18 protein-coding genes and 1 tRNA gene are annotated in these 18,540 nt (G+C 73.1%); 6 read left to right on the plus strand and 13 right to left on the minus strand.

Annotated elements, in window-relative coordinates; genetic code table 11:
* Positions 1-236 precede the first annotated feature (236 nt).
* The 3 genes from PV682_RS18405 to PV682_RS18415 form a co-directional block, all read right to left on the minus strand.
* Complete coding sequence (locus PV682_RS18405; RefSeq protein ID WP_319731108.1) at positions 237-674, minus strand: single-stranded DNA-binding protein; 438 nt, start codon at positions 672-674, stop codon at positions 237-239.
* 262 nt (positions 675-936) lie between these two features.
* Positions 937-2,826 (minus strand): YfjP family GTPase, encoded by a 1,890-nt coding sequence (locus tag PV682_RS18410; protein WP_319731110.1) that lies wholly within the window; start codon positions 2,824-2,826, stop codon positions 937-939.
* 3 nt (positions 2,827-2,829) lie between these two features.
* Complete coding sequence (locus tag PV682_RS18415) at positions 2,830-4,431, minus strand: dynamin family protein (protein WP_319731113.1); 1,602 nt, start codon at positions 4,429-4,431, stop codon at positions 2,830-2,832.
* Between the two features lie 316 nt (positions 4,432-4,747).
* On the opposite strand from PV682_RS18415, the gene PV682_RS18420 reads away from it, so the two are divergent.
* A tRNA-Arg gene (locus PV682_RS18420) sits at positions 4,748-4,820 on the plus strand.
* Between the two features lie 11 nt (positions 4,821-4,831).
* On the opposite strand, the gene PV682_RS18425 is transcribed toward PV682_RS18420, so the two are convergent.
* Together PV682_RS18425 and PV682_RS18430 are read right to left on the minus strand one after the other, a co-directional pair.
* Positions 4,832-6,508, minus strand: a complete 1,677-nt coding sequence (locus tag PV682_RS18425) for a hypothetical protein (protein ID WP_319731115.1) — start codon at positions 6,506-6,508, stop codon at positions 4,832-4,834.
* Between the two features lie 131 nt (positions 6,509-6,639).
* On the minus strand, positions 6,640-8,745 hold the full coding sequence (locus PV682_RS18430; RefSeq protein ID WP_319731117.1) for an NB-ARC domain-containing protein: 2,106 nt from the start codon (positions 8,743-8,745) through the stop codon (positions 6,640-6,642).
* A gap of 86 nt (positions 8,746-8,831) precedes the next feature.
* On the opposite strand from PV682_RS18430, the gene PV682_RS18435 reads away from it, so the two are divergent.
* Entirely contained in the window at positions 8,832-9,242 is a 411-nt protein-coding gene (locus PV682_RS18435; RefSeq protein WP_319731119.1) for a hypothetical protein, read from the plus strand.
* A gap of 42 nt (positions 9,243-9,284) precedes the next feature.
* Here the strand turns inward: PV682_RS18435 and PV682_RS18440 are convergent, their stop codons facing one another.
* Positions 9,285-9,665 carry an S-adenosylmethionine decarboxylase family protein gene (locus PV682_RS18440; RefSeq protein WP_055724003.1) on the minus strand — a complete coding sequence of 127 codons (381 nt, stop codon included), beginning with the start codon at positions 9,663-9,665 and terminating at the stop codon, positions 9,285-9,287.
* A 356-nt stretch (positions 9,666-10,021) separates the two neighbouring features.
* On the opposite strand from PV682_RS18440, the gene PV682_RS18445 reads away from it, so the two are divergent.
* The 4 genes from PV682_RS18445 to PV682_RS18460 all read left to right on the plus strand — a co-directional run bounded on the left by PV682_RS18445 (position 10,022) and on the right by PV682_RS18460 (position 13,599).
* Complete coding sequence (locus tag PV682_RS18445) at positions 10,022-11,878, plus strand: GNAT family N-acetyltransferase (protein WP_319731122.1); 1,857 nt, start codon at positions 10,022-10,024, stop codon at positions 11,876-11,878.
* On the plus strand, positions 11,875-12,951 hold the full coding sequence (locus tag PV682_RS18450) for an HAD-IIIC family phosphatase (RefSeq protein ID WP_319731123.1): 1,077 nt from the start codon (positions 11,875-11,877) through the stop codon (positions 12,949-12,951). Before PV682_RS18445 ends, PV682_RS18450 begins: the two co-directional genes overlap by 4 nt.
* On the plus strand, positions 12,948-13,226 hold the full coding sequence (locus PV682_RS18455; protein WP_319731125.1) for an acyl carrier protein: 279 nt from the start codon (positions 12,948-12,950) through the stop codon (positions 13,224-13,226). The genes PV682_RS18450 and PV682_RS18455 overlap by 4 nt, the downstream gene beginning before the upstream one ends.
* A gap of 82 nt (positions 13,227-13,308) precedes the next feature.
* Positions 13,309-13,599 carry a chaplin gene (locus PV682_RS18460; protein WP_109362596.1) on the plus strand — a complete coding sequence of 97 codons (291 nt, stop codon included), beginning with the start codon at positions 13,309-13,311 and terminating at the stop codon, positions 13,597-13,599.
* Positions 13,600-13,678: 79 nt separating this feature from the next.
* Here the strand turns inward: PV682_RS18460 and PV682_RS18465 are convergent, their stop codons facing one another.
* The 7 genes from PV682_RS18465 to PV682_RS18495 all read right to left on the minus strand — a co-directional run bounded on the left by PV682_RS18465 (position 13,679) and on the right by PV682_RS18495 (position 18,478).
* Positions 13,679-14,545 carry a tyrosinase family protein gene (locus PV682_RS18465; protein ID WP_319731128.1) on the minus strand — a complete coding sequence of 289 codons (867 nt, stop codon included), beginning with the start codon at positions 14,543-14,545 and terminating at the stop codon, positions 13,679-13,681.
* Positions 14,529-14,945, minus strand: a complete 417-nt coding sequence (locus PV682_RS18470; RefSeq protein ID WP_319731130.1) for a tyrosinase cofactor — start codon at positions 14,943-14,945, stop codon at positions 14,529-14,531. The genes PV682_RS18465 and PV682_RS18470 overlap by 17 nt, the downstream gene beginning before the upstream one ends.
* A 134-nt stretch (positions 14,946-15,079) precedes the next feature.
* Positions 15,080-15,592: a hypothetical protein gene (locus PV682_RS18475; RefSeq protein ID WP_112475666.1), complete on the minus strand. Its 513-nt coding sequence runs from the start codon at positions 15,590-15,592 to the stop codon at positions 15,080-15,082.
* A gap of 186 nt (positions 15,593-15,778) precedes the next feature.
* Positions 15,779-16,273: a DUF5949 family protein gene (locus PV682_RS18480; protein ID WP_319731133.1), complete on the minus strand. Its 495-nt coding sequence runs from the start codon at positions 16,271-16,273 to the stop codon at positions 15,779-15,781.
* 203 nt (positions 16,274-16,476) lie between these two features.
* The gene (locus PV682_RS18485; RefSeq protein ID WP_319731135.1) at positions 16,477-16,767 is read right to left on the minus strand and encodes a hypothetical protein; all 291 of its coding nucleotides are present in this window, start codon (positions 16,765-16,767) and stop codon (positions 16,477-16,479) included.
* Positions 16,768-17,049: 282 nt separating this feature from the next.
* Positions 17,050-18,009 carry a hypothetical protein gene (locus tag PV682_RS18490; RefSeq protein ID WP_319731137.1) on the minus strand — a complete coding sequence of 320 codons (960 nt, stop codon included), beginning with the start codon at positions 18,007-18,009 and terminating at the stop codon, positions 17,050-17,052.
* Positions 18,010-18,238: 229 nt separating this feature from the next.
* Positions 18,239-18,478, minus strand: coding sequence for a chaplin (locus tag PV682_RS18495; protein WP_050371008.1), 240 nt, complete (start codon positions 18,476-18,478; stop codon positions 18,239-18,241).
* Between the last annotated feature and the right edge of the window lie 62 nt (positions 18,479-18,540).

The following is an 18,540-nucleotide window of genomic DNA, read 5'->3' on the forward strand; positions in this document are numbered from 1 at the left end:
ATCGGAAGCCACAAGGGCCATGTCGCGCATCCTAGAGAGAGCGGCGCGGCCCCTTTCCCCGTCGGATCATCGGGCAACCGATCCGAATCGGAATCGTTATCCCAAGATCGCTCCAACGGGCCGGAGAGCCGGGCTTATCGACAAATCAACGCTCTTTCACGGCGGTTGATCCGCTCCCGTGCGAGGTGTGATCCCCCGACAAGCCCCAACCCGGCGCTGTCAGCCGCCTCTTGGCCTCACGCCACGCGCACCGGCTCCCGCTCCGCGGGCGTCTCCCACTCCGGCTCCTGCTCCGGCCGCCCGCCCGCCGGCTCCGCCTTGGCCGCGCGGACGAACGCCGAGGTGCCCCGCGCCAGATCGTGTCCGATCGCCGACGCGTCGATGTCGGCGGACGTCCAGTTCTGCCCGTCCCGCAGGTCCGAGCGCACCTTCAGCCGCCCCTGCACGACCACCGGGTCCCCCACCGACAGCGACGCCGCCACGTTCACGGCGAGCTGCCGGTTGGCCCACACCGTGAAGAAGTTGGTGTGCCCGTCCACCCACTCGTTCTTCTCCCGGTCCCAGTACCGCGCGGTCGCCGCGAGCCGGAACCGCGCCGAGGCGCCGGCCGCGAGCTCCCGGTAGACGGGCTGCGTCGCGACGTTCCCCACCGCGCACATCGTGACCTCGTTCATCGCTCACCCCTTGTCTGTCACGCGCCGACCACGCCGTTCGTGATCGCCGCAGAGCCAGACTGGACCGGCCGCGAAAATCCCGCCGAGCCCTGTGGACAACCACCCGGCCTGGGGAAAACCCCGCCACCCGATCGAGTGACACCACGTCACGCGACCTGTGGATCACCTGCACGGATCACCCTCCGTACACGCCGATGATCACCCTCCGTACACGGAAAAGCGGCGGCACCGGACACCGGCAGGCACCGCCGCCCACCCCCGTCTACCGGCCCCCCACCCCCACCACCCTCCCGTACTGCTCCCGCACCTCCCGGTACCGCAGCAGCTCGGCCGCCACCGGATCGAGCACCCGAGCCCGCCCGCACCCGGCCGCCGCCTCCCGCAACCGCCGCTCCGCGTCCTGCCCGTACCGCCGGGCGGGCCCCCGCGCGGCCATCCGGCAGCTCCACTCGACGAGCGGCCCGCCGATGATCCCGGCGACCATCAGCAGCACCGGCACCCCGAGGTTGGGAGCCATGACCCCGGCGATCTGCGCGACCAGCCACAGCCCCCCGACGATCTGGAGGACCGTCATGGACGCCTGGGCGAACACGGCGACGGGCCACCAGCCGGGCCGGGGCGGACGCCCGGGCGGCAGCCCCGCGCGCGCGGCGAGGTCGTCGAGCGCCTCGGGAAGCCCCTGGGAGCCCCGTACGGCGGCCTCGCGCACGGCGAGCGCCCAGGGCGCCGGCAGCCCCGAGGACGCGCGGTCGGCGACCGTACGGACCGCCTGTTCCACGCGCTGGCGCGCGGTCGCCTCCTCGTCCATCTGCGCGCGCACGGGAAGCCGCCCGGTCGGCGGGTCGCGCCGGTCCTGGTACCAGCGCCACAGCCGCAGCCACGGCGTCCCGCACGCGCGGTTCGCGTTGCGCAGCCACGCGCGCTCGGCGGCGTCCCCGGCCGCGCTCGCTCCGACGGCGTCCGCGAGGCGGGCGGCGAACTCGTCGCGCGCCTCCTCGGTGAGCCCCGCGCGGCGCGCGGGCGCGTAGACGGGCCGCAGCCGCGCGGCGGCGGCGTCGATGTCGGCGGCCACCCTGCGCGCGGGCGCCTCGCGCTCGGTGACGAACTGGCCGAGCAGCTCGCGCAGTTCCGGTACGCCGTCCCCGGTGAGCGCGGACAGGCCGAGGACCCGCGCGCCGGGTTCGCCGTACTCGCCGAGCGCGATGCCGTCCTCGTCGAGGAGTCTGCGCAGGTCGTCGAGGACGAGCTCGGCGGCCTCGCCGGGGAGCCTGTCGACCTGGTTGAGGACGACGAACATGACCTCGGCATGGCCCGCCATGGGGCGCAGGTAGCGCTCGTGGATGACGGCGTCGGCGTACTTCTCCGGGTCGACGACCCAGATGACGGCGTCCACCAGGGCCAGGACCCGGTCGACCTGCTCGCGGTGCAAGGCGGCGGCGGAGTCGTGGTCGGGGAGGTCGACGAGGACCAGTCCGCGCAGCTGCGCCTCGGCCTCGGGGCTCTGCACGGGGCGTCTGCGCAGGCGTCCGGGGATGCCCAGGCGGTCGATGAGGCCCGCCGCGCCGTCGCTCCAGCTGCACGCGATCGGCGCGGCCGTGGTGGGCCGCCGTACGCCCGTCTCGGAGATCGTGACGCCGGCCAGGGCGTTGAAGAGCTGGGACTTGCCGCTGCCGGTGGCGCCGGCGATGGCGACGACGGTGTGCTGGCCGGAGAGTCTGCGCCGGGCCGCCGCCTCGTCCAGGACGCGGCCGGCCTCGGCGAGGGTCTTGCCGTCCAGGCGCGCGCGCGAGAGGCCGACGAGTTCCCTGAGGGCGTCCAGGCGGGACCTGAGGGGGCCGTCGTAGGCGAGGGGGGCGGAGGAGAGGGGGCCGGTGCGGGGTTCCGGGGCGGCGGGGGGTTCGGGGTCGCCCGCGGTGACGCGGCGGGCGATGAGGCCGTCGTCCCAGGAGATGGCGTCGGGGTCGGCGGGGGGTGCGGCCTTGGCGTCTGCAAGGGGCGCGTCGGGGAAATCGTCGTCCCTGGGGGCGCCGTTTTCGTCATCGCCCTCCTCAGAGGCGACGTTTGCGACAACTTCGGTCACAGGGCCCTCGTCCCCGAGGTCCTCCGGGGACCCGTCCCGCTCGTGTTCCTGATGGTCCGTGACGGCGGTCATCCGTCACCTCTCCTTCTGCAATACGGACAGCGCGGCGATCAGTTCGGCCTGCGGTTCGGCGTGGACGTCGAGCCCGTCGAGGGGGGCGAGGCGGCGTTCGCGTTCGGTGGTGACGACCCGGTCGAGGTGGGCGGTGAGGAGGCGGCCTCCCCGGTCGCGCAGGCGCAGCGCCCCGTGGGCGCCGAGGCGTTCGGCGAGGCCCTCGCCGGCGGAGCGGGCGCGCCGGCCGCCGAGGAGGGCGGTGGCGACGAGGGCGGCGACGGACTCGGGGTCGGGCGCCGAGCCCCGGTCGAGGTCGCGGACCTCGTCCTCGGCGTACTCCTCCAGTTCGCGCCGCCAGCGCCGTACGGCGAGGCCGATGCGGTGTTCGGCGCTCTCCAGGTCGGGGTCGCGGTCGTCGAGGTGCCCGGCGGCGGGTTCGCGGCGCCAGGCGTCGGCGACGCGTTCGTCGGCGGCGGTGACGGCGCACAGCAGGAGGGCCGCCAGGGACTCCACAAGGGCGTCCAGGAGCTCCGCGGGGGTGCAGTCGAGGGGAAAGGCCCGCCAGCGCTTCAGAGCGTCTCCTGCGAGCACGGCGCCGCTCTGGAGGCGCCCGCGTACGCGCGCGTACTCGGTGTCGTAGGCGTTGTCGACGGCGGCGGTCAGGCGCAGCGCGGCGGCGTACTGGGCGGCGGCGGCGCCCGCGAGTTCCGGCATGCGGGACTTGAGGGAGTCGAGGACGCCGTGGGCGGTGCGGGCCATCGCGCGGTGGCGGGCGCCGGGATCCTGGGCGTGGTGGACGAGCCAGGTGCGCAGGGGCGCGACGGCGGTGGCGGGCAGGAGGCCGCCGCCCCAGGCGGACTCGGGGAGTTCGGGGACGGTGAAGCGCGGCACCTCGCCGAGCCCGGCCTTGGCGAGGAGGGCGCCGTACTGGCGGGAGACCTCGGAGACGACCTGGTGGGGGACGCGGTCGAGGACGGTCACCAGGGTCGCGTCGTACTCCTTGGCCGTGCGCAGCAGGTGCCAGGGGACGGCGTCGGCGTAGCGGGCGGCGGTGGTGACCATGATCCAGACGTCGGCGGCGCAGATCAGCTGGGCCGCGAGGGTGCGGTTCTCGGCCACCAGGGAGTCGATGTCGGGGGCGTCGAGGAGGGCGAGGCCGGCCGGGAGGGTGTCGGCGGTCTCGACGCGCAGGACGTGGCGGCCGTCCTCGCCGGGCAGGAGGAGGTCGTCGGCGGGTTCCTGATGGGGTACCCACGCGCGCGTGAGGCCGGGCAGTACGCGCATGCCGCTGAACCAGTGATGGTCCTCGGGGTGGCAGACGAGTACGGGGGTACGGGTGGTCGGCCGCAGCACCCCCGCCTCGCTGACGCGGTGTCCGACCAGGGAGTTGACGAGGGTGGACTTGCCGGCGCCGGTGGAGCCGCCGACGACCGCGAGGAGCGGCGCTTCGGGGGCTCTGAGCCGGGGCACCAGGTAGTCGTCGAGCTGGGCGAGGAGTTCGTCGCGGTTGGCACGCGCGCGTGGCGCCCCCGCCAGGGGCAGCGGGAAGCGTGCGGCGGCGACACGGTCGCGCAGGGCGGAGAGTGCGTCGAGCAGCTGAGGCCGTACGTCCAAGGTCACCACATGCGAAGAATGCCCAATTTCAGGTGATTTCTGAAGCACATAGGGATGTCTGCGCGCCGACTGGACACAGGGGACGGAAGGGACGAGCGGGACAAGAGCGCGCCCCAGGCATAACGAGTGCACAACACCCGGCGCTCAGGACCCCCAAAAACGGTGCACGATTCGCACCTGCCTGCGATTATCAGGACCGCTTCACCGAACCTCCACATCGAGCCACGGAGGGGAAGCAACCAGGACAAGGAGCCGGGAGCCCTATCCTTGTCCCCGGCAACGTCCCGACGGCCCCACCCGGTCCCGGCACACCGCCGACCACCCGGCCCCCGTAGCTCAGTGGATAGAGCAGGCGCCTTCTAAGCGCTTGGCCGCAGGTTCGAGTCCTGCCGGGGGCGCACCGCACCTCTCACACCCCGTCAAGGGCAAGGCTCGTCGCAGCCCGGGTGAACGCGACGCGTACGCTCCCGGGCCCCGTCCGGATCACCAGCCCCCGCACCAGCTCCGCCCCGCTGTGCCCGTCCGTCAGCCACAGGTTGAGGGCGGCGCCCAGGAGGAGGGGGTCCAAGGTTGGCCGAAGTCCGCCCCAGGGGCGTTCGGTGTGGGCCTCGAAGAGGGTGTCGCGCAGGCGGACGACGGCGGAGAAGTCGTCGATCCGGGCAGCCAGGACGGCGGCGCCGAGACGGCGGGGCGCCTCGCGCAGGCACCAGTCCGCCGGGGAGGGGTCCACGACGGGGACCGTACGGGCGATGACGTCGGCGCTCTGGGACCACGTCGGATGCGCGCACTCGGCGGCGACGGCGTAGAAGCCGCCCCCCTCCTCGGCAGAGCCGCTGCCCGCCGCCCCGGCGAAGCCGGCGCCGACCCGCCCCGGCACCATCGGCAGCCGGCGCACCCCGACCGAGCCGTCGGGCAGGACGGCGCCCGTGACCACGTACGCCAAAGTCGGCGCCCCCCGTTCCGGCGACGGCTCGGGGACCGGGGACGGGCCGGGCAGTTGCCGGGGCAGGGGAACCCCTCGGTGCTCCAGGAACGCGTACAGCCGCCGCTGCGTCCGCTCCCCCGACTTCTCGACGTCCGCGAGCTGGCTGTCGACGACGGGCCGCAGCACGCCGGGGTCGTACTCCCGCTGCGCGCGCAGGAGTTGGGCGTGCAGGTCGCCCGAGGGGTCGAGGCGGGGCGCGGTGGCGGCGAAGGCCGCGGCCGGGGACACGGGGTCGAGTTCGGCGAGGCCGGCGGTGGCGAGGAGGGTGGGGCGGTCGTGGGCGGCGGAGTAGAACGTCGTGCTGCCGTGGTCGCCGATCACCGCGTCGCAGGCGACGATCGCGGCCCGCCAGCCCTCCTCGGGCGGGATCACCATCAGGCCCGCGTCCATCGGCTCGCGCAGCCGCTCCAGGAGGTCGGCGCGGGTGTGCCTGGCCCAGACGTTGGGGTGGAAGACGGCGGCGACGGCGTACTCGTCGGCGGGCAGCGCGGTGACGAGATCGAGGGGCAGGCCGGGGTGGCGGCCGAGCAGCGAGTGCGCGCTCCACGTGGAGTGCAGGACGACGAGCCGCCGCCCGTCGGTGACGCCGAACCGGGCGCGGTACCAGTCGCGTCGAGCCTCGCTGTCCCGGATCCGCTGGGCGCACCAGTCGCCGATCACCTCGGCGCGCGGCACCGCCTCGGGGCAGGTGTCCAGCAGCCGGGCGAGCTGGTCGGGATGCGAGACGCCGATCGCGGCGGGGATCACCTTGCCCCGGTGCGTCAGCTCCCGCCGGGACAGCCCCGCCGGGGACGTCGCGTCGCCCGTCGACTCGCTGACCAGCCGGTTGTACCCGGCGCCGTGCGGCATCACCATCAGCGGCGCGTCGAGCCGCCGCATCGTGGGGTGCACGGCGCAGGCGACGGCGAGCTGGAAGGTGCGCCGCGTCGCCTCCGCCCACGTCAGCACGCGCGGCCCCGCCACGGACACCAGGTACTCGTGCAGCCCGTCCGCGAAGGCCGAGCCGGGATTCACCGTGTAGTACTTCTCGATGCCGTCCTCGACGCGCAGCAGCTCCATCACGTCGAGCACCCGCGTCGCCGAGGTCAGCGTGCGCGCCACCCCCAGCACCGCTGCCCTGGGCGGCGACTGAGTGTCCCAGCGGGACCGGGCACGCGGCGGACGCGGACGGCGGAACACGGACAACGGGCTTCTCCAGTACGGCGGTTGCGGGATCGGCGGACGCGCTCGCTCTACGGCCTCACGCCCACGTTCCGGCGCAGCTCCCCGAGCTTCGCCTCACAGGCCGCCCGCAACGTCGGGTCGCTCGCCGCCAACTCGGCGAGGACGCCCAGCGCTTGGTCGAACTTGGCGTGCTGGCGGCTCGCGGCGGCCTGCTCGGCGGCGCCGACCGCGGCTTCGACGGCGGGCCCGGAACGCCCGAGGGCGTACAGGGCTTTCGCCCGGACGATGTCGAGCCGCAGCAGCATCCCCGTGTTGTTCCCGGCCACGGCCTTCGCACGCGCCTCGTCGAGCACACCGAGCGCCTCCGCCGCCCGCCCGGCGGCCAGCAGCGCCTGTCCGACGTTGTACGACTGGACGACGATCCCGTGGGCGTCGTCCCTGGCCGCGTTGGCCTCAAGTGCCTTGAGGAACAAGGCGTGTGCGTCCTCGTACGCGCCCTGCGCGCGGGCGGCGAGGCCCTGGCCCTGCCACGCCGCCCCCTCCGCGAGGGACACCAGCCCCCGGGTCTCCCACAGCACGCCGCTGAGCCGCGCGTCGGTGACCCGGTCGAGCAACTCCCCTGCCGCGTCCAGGACTTGGTGCGCCTCCTCGTACGCGCCCAACTCGTAGTGCGCCCGCGCCAGTTGGTTCCGCATCCGGATCTCGGCGTCGGCACGCCCGCAGCGCCGGGCCGCCTCGATGCCGAGGGTGTGGGCCTCGATGGAGTCCAGGTGGTGCTTGCGGCTGTGGTAGAGCGCCCACAGCGATTCGCAGAGCTGCCAGACGGTGTCGTCCCAGCGCTGCTCGGCGCACACCCTCAACACGGCCAGGAGATTGCCGCGTTCGGCGTCGAGCCATTCGATGGCCTCGGCCTTGTCGGTGAACAGCGGTTCCCTGCCGCTCAGTTCGGCCAGGGAGCGGGTGGGCGGCGGCTGGAGCCAGAAGCGCGGGCCAAGCACATAGGAGGCCGCATGCACACACACAGCGAGGTAGAAGTCGGCGACAGCCCGCAGGACGGCCGTACGCTCCGCCTCCGGAAGCCCTTGGGCGGCCTTGCGCGCGTGCGGCCGGACGACGTCGTGCAGTTGGAAGCGCACGGGCCGGTCGAGGGACTCGACGACCTCCGCCGAGCGCGCGGAGATGAGCCGGGCCACCGCCTTGCCCACGTCGGGGACACCGGCGGCCGTCGCGAGGGAACCGGTGGCCGTGGTTCCCGGCAGCAGGCCCAACAGGCGGTAGAGCCGCCGCGCGGGCTCGGGGAGGGACCCGTACATCAGGTCGAGCACCGTCGTCACCGCCGCCAACCCGTCCTCGCCCGCGCAGAGTTCGGCCACAGCGTCGCTCAGGCCGAGGTGGGAGTGCTCGTCCAGCCAGTCGCCGACGACGCCCAGCGCCAGCGGCAGGCCGCCGCAGAACCGGACCAGTTCGGCGGCGGCGCCGTCCGTGTCCGCGTCCCGCCACCGGTGGACGAGTTCGACGCCGGCCGACTCGTCGAGCGGGTCGAGGTCGATGAGGACCGCGCCGTCCCTGGCCAGGCCCGGCAGGCGGGTCCTGCTGGTGGCCACGAGCAGTCCCGAGGCCGGGACGAGCGGCCTGATCTCGGCCGCCTGCCAGACGTTGTCCACCACGACGAGCGTGTCCTGCCGGGCGGTGAGGCTCCGGAAGAGCGCGGCGCGTTCGTCCACCTCGGCCGGGACGAAATCCGGGTGCACCCCCAAGGCCCGCAGGAACCGGGCGAGTACGTCGCTGACGTCGACCGCGCCGTCCTGCCGTCTGTCCGCGAGGTTCACGTAGAGGTGGCCGCCGGGATAGTCCGGCGCCCCGGCGGCCCACCGCGCCACCAGCGCGGTCTTGCCCACCCCGCCGAGTCCGGTCAGCACGACGACACCCGGGGTACGCGCCGCGCGCAGCGCCTCGGCGACCGAGTCCAGGCGGCCGAGTTCGGCCGTACGGTTGACGAACTGCGGTGTGTCGACGGGGACTTGACGAGGCGTCACCTGCGGGGGCCCGGGTGGCAGCGTCAACGACCCCACCCGCTCCGCCATCACGACCGGCCCGAAGAACGCCGCGTCCCCGGAGATGGAGTTGTACGTCGACCCGCTCTCGCCCACCCGGCCACCCTCCCGTTCACCCACGAGTGCCCCAACTTACTACCGTGGTGGCGCAGTCGAGGGTCGTCCCTCTACCGTGAACGGGAGGACGACTTCACAGGGGGACGCGGGTGGAAGCGGAACTGGTGGCACTCGCCGGGACGGGCGCGACGACGATCGTCGGCCTGATGGCCACGGAGGCGTGGGACCAGGTGCGCCAGCGGGTGGTACGGCTCTTCGCGCGCGGGGAGGCCGGCGGCGCGGACGCCATGGACGGCGAATTCACCGCGTCCCGCACGGCGTTGGTCGCGGCGCCGGAGGAGGAGACCGCCGATGTCACGGCGTCGGTGCGGATGCGCCTGCGCAGGCTGCTCGCGGAGAACCCCGAGGCGGCGGAGGAACTCCGGTTACTGGTGGAGGAGTTCACCCCGGCCCAGAACGCCTCGGTCCGCAACACCATCAGCGGTGGGATCTTCAACGGCCCTGTCCTGATGGGCCGTTCCTTCGAGAACACGACCTTCGACAGCGGCGGCGCGAGCTGACGCCCGGAGCCGCCGCCCCTCAGGCCGCGACAGAGGCAGCGGTCAGTGGACCGCGCGCAGCATCCGCGTCACGTTGATCCGCGTGGGCGCGAGCCCCAGCTCCACGCTCTCCATCATCCGCTCGCCGTTCAGCCGCCCGTACGCGAGCAGGTCGACGTTGGCCAGGTTGAACTCCGGCCACGTGTGGATGCTGAGGTGGGAGGCCGAAAGGAGCAGAATCGCAGTGACCGCCCCATTCGGAAACACGTGGGACGCCTCGCCGAGCACCTTGGCGTTTCCCTTTTCGGCGGCCGTCCTGAGCACCTGGAGAAGGCGTTCCTCGTCCGTCAGAATACTGTTGTCGCTCACCCATACGTCGACGGCGTACGAGCACAGATCGTCGACGTCTATACCCTCGGTGGCAAGGCTTTCGGCGTTCGTCATGGGGGACCGGGGAGCGTGACCGAGGTCACCGTCCCCGTCTCCTTTCGCTTGGTTTCTGCGCTGGTCCGCGCGGCCGAACAGGGAAGGTCGCGAGGCCAGTCACTGGCGCTCGTGGATGCCAGCCTAGCATCAGACGCCCCCTACGGCACTTCGGCCAGTTCGTCAAGAAGGCAGCCGGACGTGACCTGCTTCACTTTATGGAATTCCGCCCCGATAAAAGATCAAGGGATTCCCTGGCGGACCGCACCGAATTCCCGAAGCGAATACCCCCGCTATTCCCTCGCATACGCCGAACTCCCGTCCCTTACACTGGATGACACCCTGTCCGAAACCCTCCCCCGCCCTGGAGACCCCTGGTGAGTACGGCCGCCGATCGAGTGCTCAGCGAAGTCGCCGAAGCGGTCCGGCTCCAGGAGGGCCCGCCCGGCGTCCGCTCGGTGCTGCGGGCGCTGCGCCGCCTGGAACCGGCGTCGACGAAAGAGCTGAGCCGGGCGACGAGCCTGCCGGTCCCGATCGTCGCGGCCGTCGGCAACGAACTGCGCCGCCGCGGCCTGGTCAGCAAGGAGCGCCCCTCCCGCCTGACCCCGGCCGGCCGCGCGCTCCTGGGCGAGCTGGGCATGGACCTCGCACTGGACGCCACGTGCACAACGTGCGCCGGCCGCGAGCTGGTCATCCCGGACGTGCTCGACGAGGCCGTACGGCGCCTGAGCGCGCTGATGGCCGATGGCCCCGCCGCCGACCTCGCGATCGACCAGTCGCACTGCACGCCCGAGACGAAGGTCCGCCGCGTCCTCGCGCTGCTCACCGCCGGGGTCCTGCCGGGCGGCTCGCTGCTGCTGGTCGGGGACGACGACCTGGTCTCCCTCGCGGTCGCGGTCGTCGGGGACGTCCTGGGCACGCCGATCGTCGAGCGGGTGACCGTCGTCGACATCTCCCCCGAGATCCTCGGGTACATCCGGAAGGTCGCCGCCACGCTCGGCACGCGCGTCGAGACGGTCGAGCACGACCTGCGCGAACCGCTCCCCGAGCAGCTCCGCGGCCGGTTCGACGCGGCGATGACCGACCCGCCGTACACCCCCGAGGGCGCGCGCCTCTTCCTCTCCCGCGCGGTCGAGGGCCTGCGCCCCGGCGCCGCGCACAGCATCTTCTTCTCCTTCGGCGGCAAGAGCCCGGACCAGATGCTCGCCGTCCAGCGGGAGATCATGGACCTGGGCCTGGTCACCCACGGCCACATCCGCAACTTCAACGAGTACGAGGGCAGCGGCATCCTCGGCGGCGTCGGCTTCTTCCAGCACCTCCTGACGACGAGTACGACGGCCCCGACGCACACCGGCGACTTCACCGGCCCCCTCTACACCGGCGACAAGCGCACCCGCGCCCGGCGCTACGAGTGCATGTCCTGCGGCACGTCGGTCGAGGTCGGCCCCGGCGCGAAGTGGTCCTCGGTCGGCGCCCTGCGCGCGGAGGGCTGCCCGAACTGCGGCAAGGGCCCTTTCCGGCCCGGCCAGTTGGTACCGGAGACGCCGGAGCCGACTACGACGGAGCCGGCCACGACGATGCCGGCACCGCCCGCCTCGGAGGCCACCGGACAGCAACAGCGACAGCAACCGGTTGCTGAAACACGGACGGCACCCGCGACACCCGCACCCCTCACCAACCCCCCCACCCCCAAACCCGGCTGGCGCCCCCCCACCCCCGACGCCCGCACCGCCCTCGCCCACCGCGCCGCCCCCTACCTCACCCGCCAGGCCGCCGAACCCGACCTCCCCGCGATCGGCGAGTTCGAGGCCGAGATCGCCCGCGTCTCCTTCGGCGAGGACGCCATCGACGACCCGGCGGTGTGGTCGGCCCGTCTCGGCAGGGCGATGGAGAAGAACCGCGCGGGCATGATCGTCGCGGCGGCCCCGGACGGCGCCCCCGTCGGCTGGTGCTGGATCAGCATCAACACGAACGCGATGACCGGCGACCGCTACGCCAACTTCCGCTCCCTGGCGGTCTCCCCGCTCGACAACCGGGCGGACGTCGCCGAACTCCTGCTCACGGCGGGCCTGGAGTTCTGTCTGGCGAACGGCATCGAGGAGGTCACCGGCCGGGTCCACGTCGGCAACGTCCCGATGCGCACGGTCTACCGCCGGTTCGGCTTCGACCCGACGAGCCTCACGATGAAGCTGAAGCTCCCGGCGGGCGACGAACCGGCGGAGGCCGCCCGGTGACCACGTACGGCCACGTCAAGTGCGTCGTCTGGGACCTCGACGGCACCCTGTGGGACGAGGTCGCGGTCGAGACTCCGACCGACGAACTCCCCACCCCCCGCCCGGAGATGCTCGCCGCGATCGACACCCTCACGGCCCACGGCGTGCTCAGCAGCATCGCGTCGCGCAGCGCGCCGACGGTCCTGGACCGCCTCGCGGAGCACCTCCCGGACGTGCACGCCCGCTTCCTGTCCCCCCAGGTCTCCTGGCAGGACAAGAGCGTCGCCCTGCGCCGGATCTCCGAGGAACTCGGCATCGCCACCGACTCGTTGCTCCTCGTCGACGACTCCCCGTACGAACGCGCCGAGGTGGCGGCCCTGCTGCCCGGCGTCACCACCCTCGCCCCCGAGGAACTCCCCCTGCTGCTCGCGGAGTTCGAGGGCAAGGAGGTCACCCCGGAGTCCCGCTCCCGCGTCGACCGCTACCGCACGGAAGCGGTGCGCCGCGCGGAGGGCGACCGCTTCGAGGGCACCCGCGAGGAGTTCCTCGCCTGGTGCGACATGCGCCTGACGATCGGCCCGGCCACCCCGGCGGACGTCCCCCGCGCCCTCGAACTCGCCGCCCGCACCCACCGGTTGAACTCCTCGGGCCTCTCCCCCGAGAAGCTGCGCGCCCTGGTCGCCGGCACCGGCACGCACACCCTCCACACCGCCCGCATGTCCGACCGCTTCGGCGACTACGGCATCATCGGCGCCGCCCTCGTCGACCACTCGGCGCCGGACACCTGGTCGGTCCCCCTCCTCGCGCTGTCCTGCCGGGTCGCGGGCCGGGGCGCGGCGGCGGCGTTCCTGATCCACCTGATGGAGAAAGCGCGCGGAAACGGCGTACACAACTTTTCCGTCACCCTGCGCCCGACGGACGCCAACCTGGAGATGCGGCTCCTGCTGCGGCAGGCGGGGCTGCGCAGAACAGCCGACACAGACGCCACGGATGGCGCGGACGGCGTCGCCCTCCCCGTACTCACCCGCTCCCTCGCGGCCCCGCTCCCCCAGCCGCCCTCGTACCTCCACGTCAGAAAGACCCCCGAAGCATGACCACCCCTCAAACCGACGTCGAGCGCGAGATCCGCGCGATGGTCGCCGACGCCACCCGCCTCGACCCGGAGTACCTCGCCGGCCTCCCCGCGGACACCGAACTCTTCGGCCCGCAGATCGCGTTGACCTCTCTCGCCGGCGTCGCCCTGCTCGCCGCGGTCAAGAAGCGGTACGACGTGGACGTGGCCGATCTCGACATCGGCCTGGACAGCCTGGAGTCGATCGGGACGCTGGCTCAGTTCGTCACACGGGTGATGCGCCCGGACGCGCCGTGACCCGTTCGCGCCGCTGACGTTAACGGGGAGTGCGGTCGGCGAACCCTGCCGCCGCACGTACCGAGTCAGTGAGGAGAACGTGATGTCTCGCATCGCGAAGACCGCGGCCGTAGTGCTCAGCACCTCCGCCGTGGTCATCGGCGGCGCCGGTCTGGCCATGGCGGACGCGGGCGCGCAGGGCGCGGCTGTCGGCTCGCCCGGCGTCCTGTCCGGCAACGTGGTCCAGGTCCCCGTCAACGTCCCGGTGAACCTGTGCGGCAACACCGTGAACGTGATCGGTCTGCTGAACCCGGCCTTCGGCAACACCTGCGTGAACGACGGCCACGGCGGCCCGAAGCACGGTGGTGGCTACGGCGGCGGCTACGGCGGCTGACTCTCCGTCACCTCCCGTACCTGCGCGAGAGAACCCCGGCACCTCCGAGCGCCGGGGTTTTCCCGTGGTCCCAACCGCCTTACGCGTAGCGGTAGATACGGCTGACGTCCTCCAACTGGTCCGGCGTCATATCCCAGGGCGGCAGCTTCTCGCCCCGGGCGACGATCCGCCCCCGCTGCCGGTTGCCCAACTCCGGCTGTTTCTCGGGGAGATACCGGTGCTGCGGGTGCCGCTTCTGCCAGCGGTACCAGAGCAGGTCGATGAAGGCGTGGTGCAGCCAGAACACCGGGTCGTTGACGGAGGCGCCGCCCAGCATCACCCCGCCGACCCAGCGGTGCACGCGGTTGTGGTTGCGCCAGGAGACGCTTCCGCGCCCGGTCCCCCAGCCCTCCAGCTTGTTGCGGAACCCCTTGGTGACCGTCGAGTCCCAGGGCGCGGTGTCGTAGACGGGGTCCGACATCGCCCACTCCAGCTCGTCCTTGGTGGGCAGCTCGATGGGGTCGCGGGCCCGCCCGAGGTCGCGGGTGAGGAAGTCCTCGTCGGTGATGTTCTCGCGGAGCGTCCAGTGGCCGGACCCGTACGCGAACGGCCCTGTCGTCACCTGCCGGTCGCCGGGACGGCCGTTGCCGCCGAGCAGGTCCGCCGTCCAGGGCGCCGACCTGGCGGTGCGGTCGCGCGTCCAGTCCCAGTACGGCACGGTCACCGAGTCGTCGACCTTGCGCAGCGCCCGCTCCAGCTCCAGCAGGAAGCGCCGGTGCCAGGGCAGGAAGGAGGGCGCCATGTGGGCCGTACGGAGGCCGTCCTCGCCGTCGGAGACGTAGAAGTCGATGTGCATGCGCACGAACTCGTCGTACTCGCCCCGGCGTTTGACCTCCAGGAGCGCCTTCACGAAGCGTTTTCGTTCGGCCGCCGTGAGGGTGCTGACGTCTTTACGCGTGTAGGCCATGGTGTCCCCCCGCCTGTTCCTTGAGCTGTTCTCCGGGGCTGAGTTCGTCGACGGCGGCGCGCGCGGCCTGAAGCGGGGTGTCGTACGAGCGGTAGTGGTCGACCATGCTCAGCCAGGTGCCGTCGGCGCGGCGCATGAGGTGCAACGGCCGTCCGTCGACGGTGACTTGCCAGGCGCCCTCGCCCGAGCGGCCGGCCTGCGCGGGCATGCCCTGGATGTGCCGCCCCCGGTACATCTCGTCGAACCCGGGCCCGGGGTCCACGTTCCTGAAGCCCCGCGAGGCGACGAGCAGCGGGGTGACGGCGGCGACCGCGCCCACCCCGATCAGACCGCGCAGCAGCGCCCGCCGCCCGGGTCTCGCCACCGCCACCGAACCCCCGCCCACACCGACGACCGCCATGCTCGACTCCTCTTCCGGTTCCGTTGTCACAGCGGTAACCGCGAAGGGGCGCGGGGAGTCACGGATCAGCTTCCCGCGTGCGGCGGCCCGGGGCCGTCCACCGCCCCGGGCCGCCGCCGTTGTGCAACCGGTTGCTACAGGCCCTCTCCCAGGCCCAGGTCGGCCGCCGGGACGGCCTGGAGCACCGGGGTGACGATGCCGGCCGCGGGCAGCTTCGGCTCCGGGAGGCCGAAGTTGTCGGGGTTCGGCGGGGTGAGGGGGAGGTCGAGGGTGGCGCCGGGGCCGAGCGCGCGGACGTCGTTCGCGGGGGCGTCGAGGCCGACGTGGTCGAACTCGTCGCCGAGGACGCGCGGGAGCGGCGTACGCAGTCCGAGGCCGGGCAGGCCCGCGCCGACCGGCAGCTGGGGGAGCGCGCGGTCCGGGACGAGGCTGCCCTCGACGTACCGGGGGCCGTCGGGGGCGCCCGGCATCGGGAGCGGGAGCTCGCCGCCGACCTTCGGCAGCTCCATGCCCAGCGCCGTCTCGGCGCCGTCCAGCGGGACGGGCACAGGGACCGTCTCGGCCGCGGCGGCGGGGGTCGCGGCGGCGGCACCTGCGGCGGCGGCCAGCAGCACGGCGGCGAGGGTTCCTCGGGTGGTCGACTTCATCTCGGGTCAGGGCCTTTCGGATGTCGGGGGACGCGCTCTGCGTACGGGGTAACGAGCGGGGCGGACACCCTGGAAACGAGGCCGGTCGACAATTCCCCCGGACGCGGGAATCGAACGACTAAAGCGGACGGGGTGTCACTCGCATGGGTGACACCCCGTCCGCTTCAAAAGCACTCCGCGGACGTGCTATCGGAGGCTGCGGGCCGGCAGCACGATGTGGGCCGCCGCGTTGAGCGTCTCGTCGGCTCCGGCGAACGTGGCCAGCGCCTCCAGTTCGACGGGCTTGCCCGGCTCGGCCTCGGGCCAGGGGCGGGTGGTGAACACGAGGTAGGCGTACCCCCGGTGCTCGACGGCGGCCAGCCACTCCGGCGGCGGCACGCACTGCGCGTTGAGGCTCGGCATGTTCAGCACGGCCTGGCCGGACTCGACCAGCAGGCTGACCGGCAGGCTGGGCCGCTCGGTCCCGTCGACGAGGTCGCCGCCGACGGGCAGGCCGTTGTCGGTCAGGAGCCGCTCGATGGCGCTCGCGGTCACCTCGGGCCCGTCGGCCGCGTCACCGAGGGAGTAGGCGAGCAGGTAGGGCATGTCACTGCCGTCGGGGGCCTCGCCGCTCCACGGCATCACGACCAGGGTGCCGAGGTCGGCGACACGGAAGGGGCGGGTTTCGCTAGTTGAGGTCACCGCGCGACCATAGCGGCGGCCGACGCCCCGTCAGAACGCGTCCTCACCCGAGCGGAGGACGCGGGGTGGGCGCGCCACCCGTACGAGGGACGGGCGGGGTTCCAGGTCGACGCGGGGGCGGCGACGCGCGAGCCGGGTCGCGGGGGTCCGGTGACGCGCGAGGCCGGTCCCGTGCGTGCCGGGACCGGCCTTCGGTACGGCGCTCAGCCCTGCAACGGCAGCCCGCCCAGCAGCGGGTTGTGCTGGTTGAGCGCGCCGGTCGCACCCTTGACGGTGTTGAGCGGGGAGTCCTCGTTCTCGGTGTTGAGCGCGTCGGACTGGTGCTGGAGCGGCATCACGTCCTTCGCGGTGAGGTTCCCCGAGGTGAGCGTGTTCACCGCGCCGGTGAGGCTGGTGGGCGTGAGGTCGGCGGTGCTGTGCGCGAACGCGGGCGCCGCGGCGCCGGCGAGGGCAATGCTTCCGGCGACGACAGCGGCAGCCTTGAGCGACTTCATCGGGTTCCTTTCATCGGCGGCTGAGAGAAAGTCGGCAAAACACGACGCCGTGCCTAACGACCGCCTCGCGCGCCGGAAACCCCGGACGCAGAAAATTTCTGCACCCCGGCCGGATTCCCACCTGGCGGGCGGGAGTTCACCGGCTGTTCCGGTGCTCCTCAAATACGGCTCGCGCAGGGCGAGTTCACAAAGGAGGAGCAGCCGGGACGCCGTCGGCCGGGGTGCGGAAACCTTTTTCGGATTCACGGCGGTGTCAGCGCCGTATCCGCCGTCACTGCGCTGCTACTGCGCCGATACGGGAAGCGGCGGCAGCGCGGGCGCCGCCGGGAGCGCCGGGGTCGGGGGCAGGGCGGGCGCGGCGGGCAGGGCCGCCGCCGGGTCGACCGGCAGGGCGGGCGCGGCGGGTACGGCCGCCGCCGGGTCCACCGGCAGCGCGGGCAGCGCCGGCAGTCCCGCCAGGCTCGGCGCGGGGAGGCCGCCGCCGAGCAGGGTCGCCGCGACGAGGTTCACCAGCCCCAGCAGCGTGCCGGTCGCCGCGGGGACGACACCGGTGACGTCGCCGGACGTCACCGCCGCGAGCAGCTTCGCGACGGCGCCCTGGAGCGCGGCGAGGGCGTCACCCTGGAGGTCGGCGGCCTTCCTCTCGCCTCGCGCGCCGGACTTGCCGTCGTCACTCACTGAACGTTCGTCGCTCGCGGCAAGTTCCCCGGCCCCTTCTCCGGCCCCGGAACCCGACTTCGCGGCCGGCAGCGGCAGCGACGGCGTGGCGGGGAGCGGCGGCGTCGCCGGGAGCGCGGGGGTCGCGGGCAGGGGCGGCGTCGCCGGGAGCGCCGGGGCCTCGGGCAGGGCCGGGGTCGCCGGAAGTCCCGCCGCGTCCGGTGCGGGAGGCACCGCCGGGGTCGCGGGCAGCGCCGGTGCCGCGGGGACCGCCGCGGTGATCTTCGCGACGGCCGCCTTGATCGCGTCGGACAGGGCGGCGGCCTTGTCGGGCGTCAACTGGCCGTCGGGGGCGGCGAGTACGGCGTTGATGAGGTCGGTGACGGGAGTGAGCAGGGAACCGAGGTCACCGAGGCTCTTGGTCTGGGCGAGCAGCGCGTCGGCGTTGGGGAGGGGCGCCTTGGACGCCGCGGTGCGCTCATGGGCGGGGCCGTCCGCCGCGAACGCGGTGGGGGCGGCGACGCCGAGGACGAGGGAGGCGCACAGTGCGGTGGACGCGATACGCCGTACGGGCAGACCACGCATGGGAATTCCTTTCGATTGCGTCAGGTCTTGAGCCCACCGTGCGAGTGACACACACTCACCGCAACAGATCAATCACCTTCCGCGACCGCTTGCTCGACCGCATCACCCCAGGTCGGACGGGTCGTCAAGCGTCGCGCCCCGTGTCGCGCGGCCGACCCCCCATTCGGGGGAGCAGACACGGAACGGCCGCCCCCCTGGCTGGGGAGCGGCCGTCCGGCGAAGAGGCGCGTCAGTCGTTGACGCAGGTGTTGCCGAACGCCGGGTTCAGCAGACCGATGACGTCGACGGAGTTGCCGCAGACGTTGACCGGCACGTGCACGGGGACCTGGACGACGTTGCCCGACAGCACGCCCGGGGAGTGCTCGGCGACACCCTGCGCGCCACTGTCGGCGGCGGCGATGCCGGAGGCGCCGGCGACGGCCGCTACGGCAACGGTGGTGAGGGCCAGGCCCTTCGCGATACGCGACATGGAGAGGTGCTCCTTGGAGGTCTTGACACAGACATCCGGGCGGGGATGCCCGGCGCTGTGTC

It is taken from the genome of Streptomyces niveiscabiei, from assembly GCF_033794345.1.
Lineage (GTDB): Bacteria > Actinomycetota > Actinomycetes > Streptomycetales > Streptomycetaceae > Streptomyces > Streptomyces niveiscabiei.

Excerpts from the sequence above, each read along its gene's own strand:
- PV682_RS18405 (WP_319731108.1), bottom strand. The coding sequence starts at position 674 with ATGAACGAGGTCACGATGTGCGCGGTGGGGAACGTCGCGACGCAGCCC.
- PV682_RS18410 (WP_319731110.1), bottom strand. The coding sequence starts at position 2,826 with ATGACCGCCGTCACGGACCATCAGGAACACGAGCGGGACGGGTCCCCG.
- PV682_RS18440 (WP_055724003.1), bottom strand. The coding sequence starts at position 9,665 with ATGACGAACGCCGAAAGCCTTGCCACCGAGGGTATAGACGTCGACGAT.
- PV682_RS18455 (WP_319731125.1), top strand. The coding sequence starts at position 12,948 with ATGACCACCCCTCAAACCGACGTCGAGCGCGAGATCCGCGCGATGGTC.
- PV682_RS18460 (WP_109362596.1), top strand. The coding sequence starts at position 13,309 with ATGTCTCGCATCGCGAAGACCGCGGCCGTAGTGCTCAGCACCTCCGCC.
- PV682_RS18465 (WP_319731128.1), bottom strand. The coding sequence starts at position 14,545 with ATGGCCTACACGCGTAAAGACGTCAGCACCCTCACGGCGGCCGAACGA.
- PV682_RS18470 (WP_319731130.1), bottom strand. The coding sequence starts at position 14,945 with ATGGCGGTCGTCGGTGTGGGCGGGGGTTCGGTGGCGGTGGCGAGACCC.
- PV682_RS18475 (WP_112475666.1), bottom strand. The coding sequence starts at position 15,592 with ATGAAGTCGACCACCCGAGGAACCCTCGCCGCCGTGCTGCTGGCCGCC.
- PV682_RS18485 (WP_319731135.1), bottom strand. The coding sequence starts at position 16,767 with ATGAAGTCGCTCAAGGCTGCCGCTGTCGTCGCCGGAAGCATTGCCCTC.
- PV682_RS18490 (WP_319731137.1), bottom strand. The coding sequence starts at position 18,009 with ATGCGTGGTCTGCCCGTACGGCGTATCGCGTCCACCGCACTGTGCGCC.
- PV682_RS18495 (WP_050371008.1), bottom strand. The coding sequence starts at position 18,478 with ATGTCGCGTATCGCGAAGGGCCTGGCCCTCACCACCGTTGCCGTAGCG.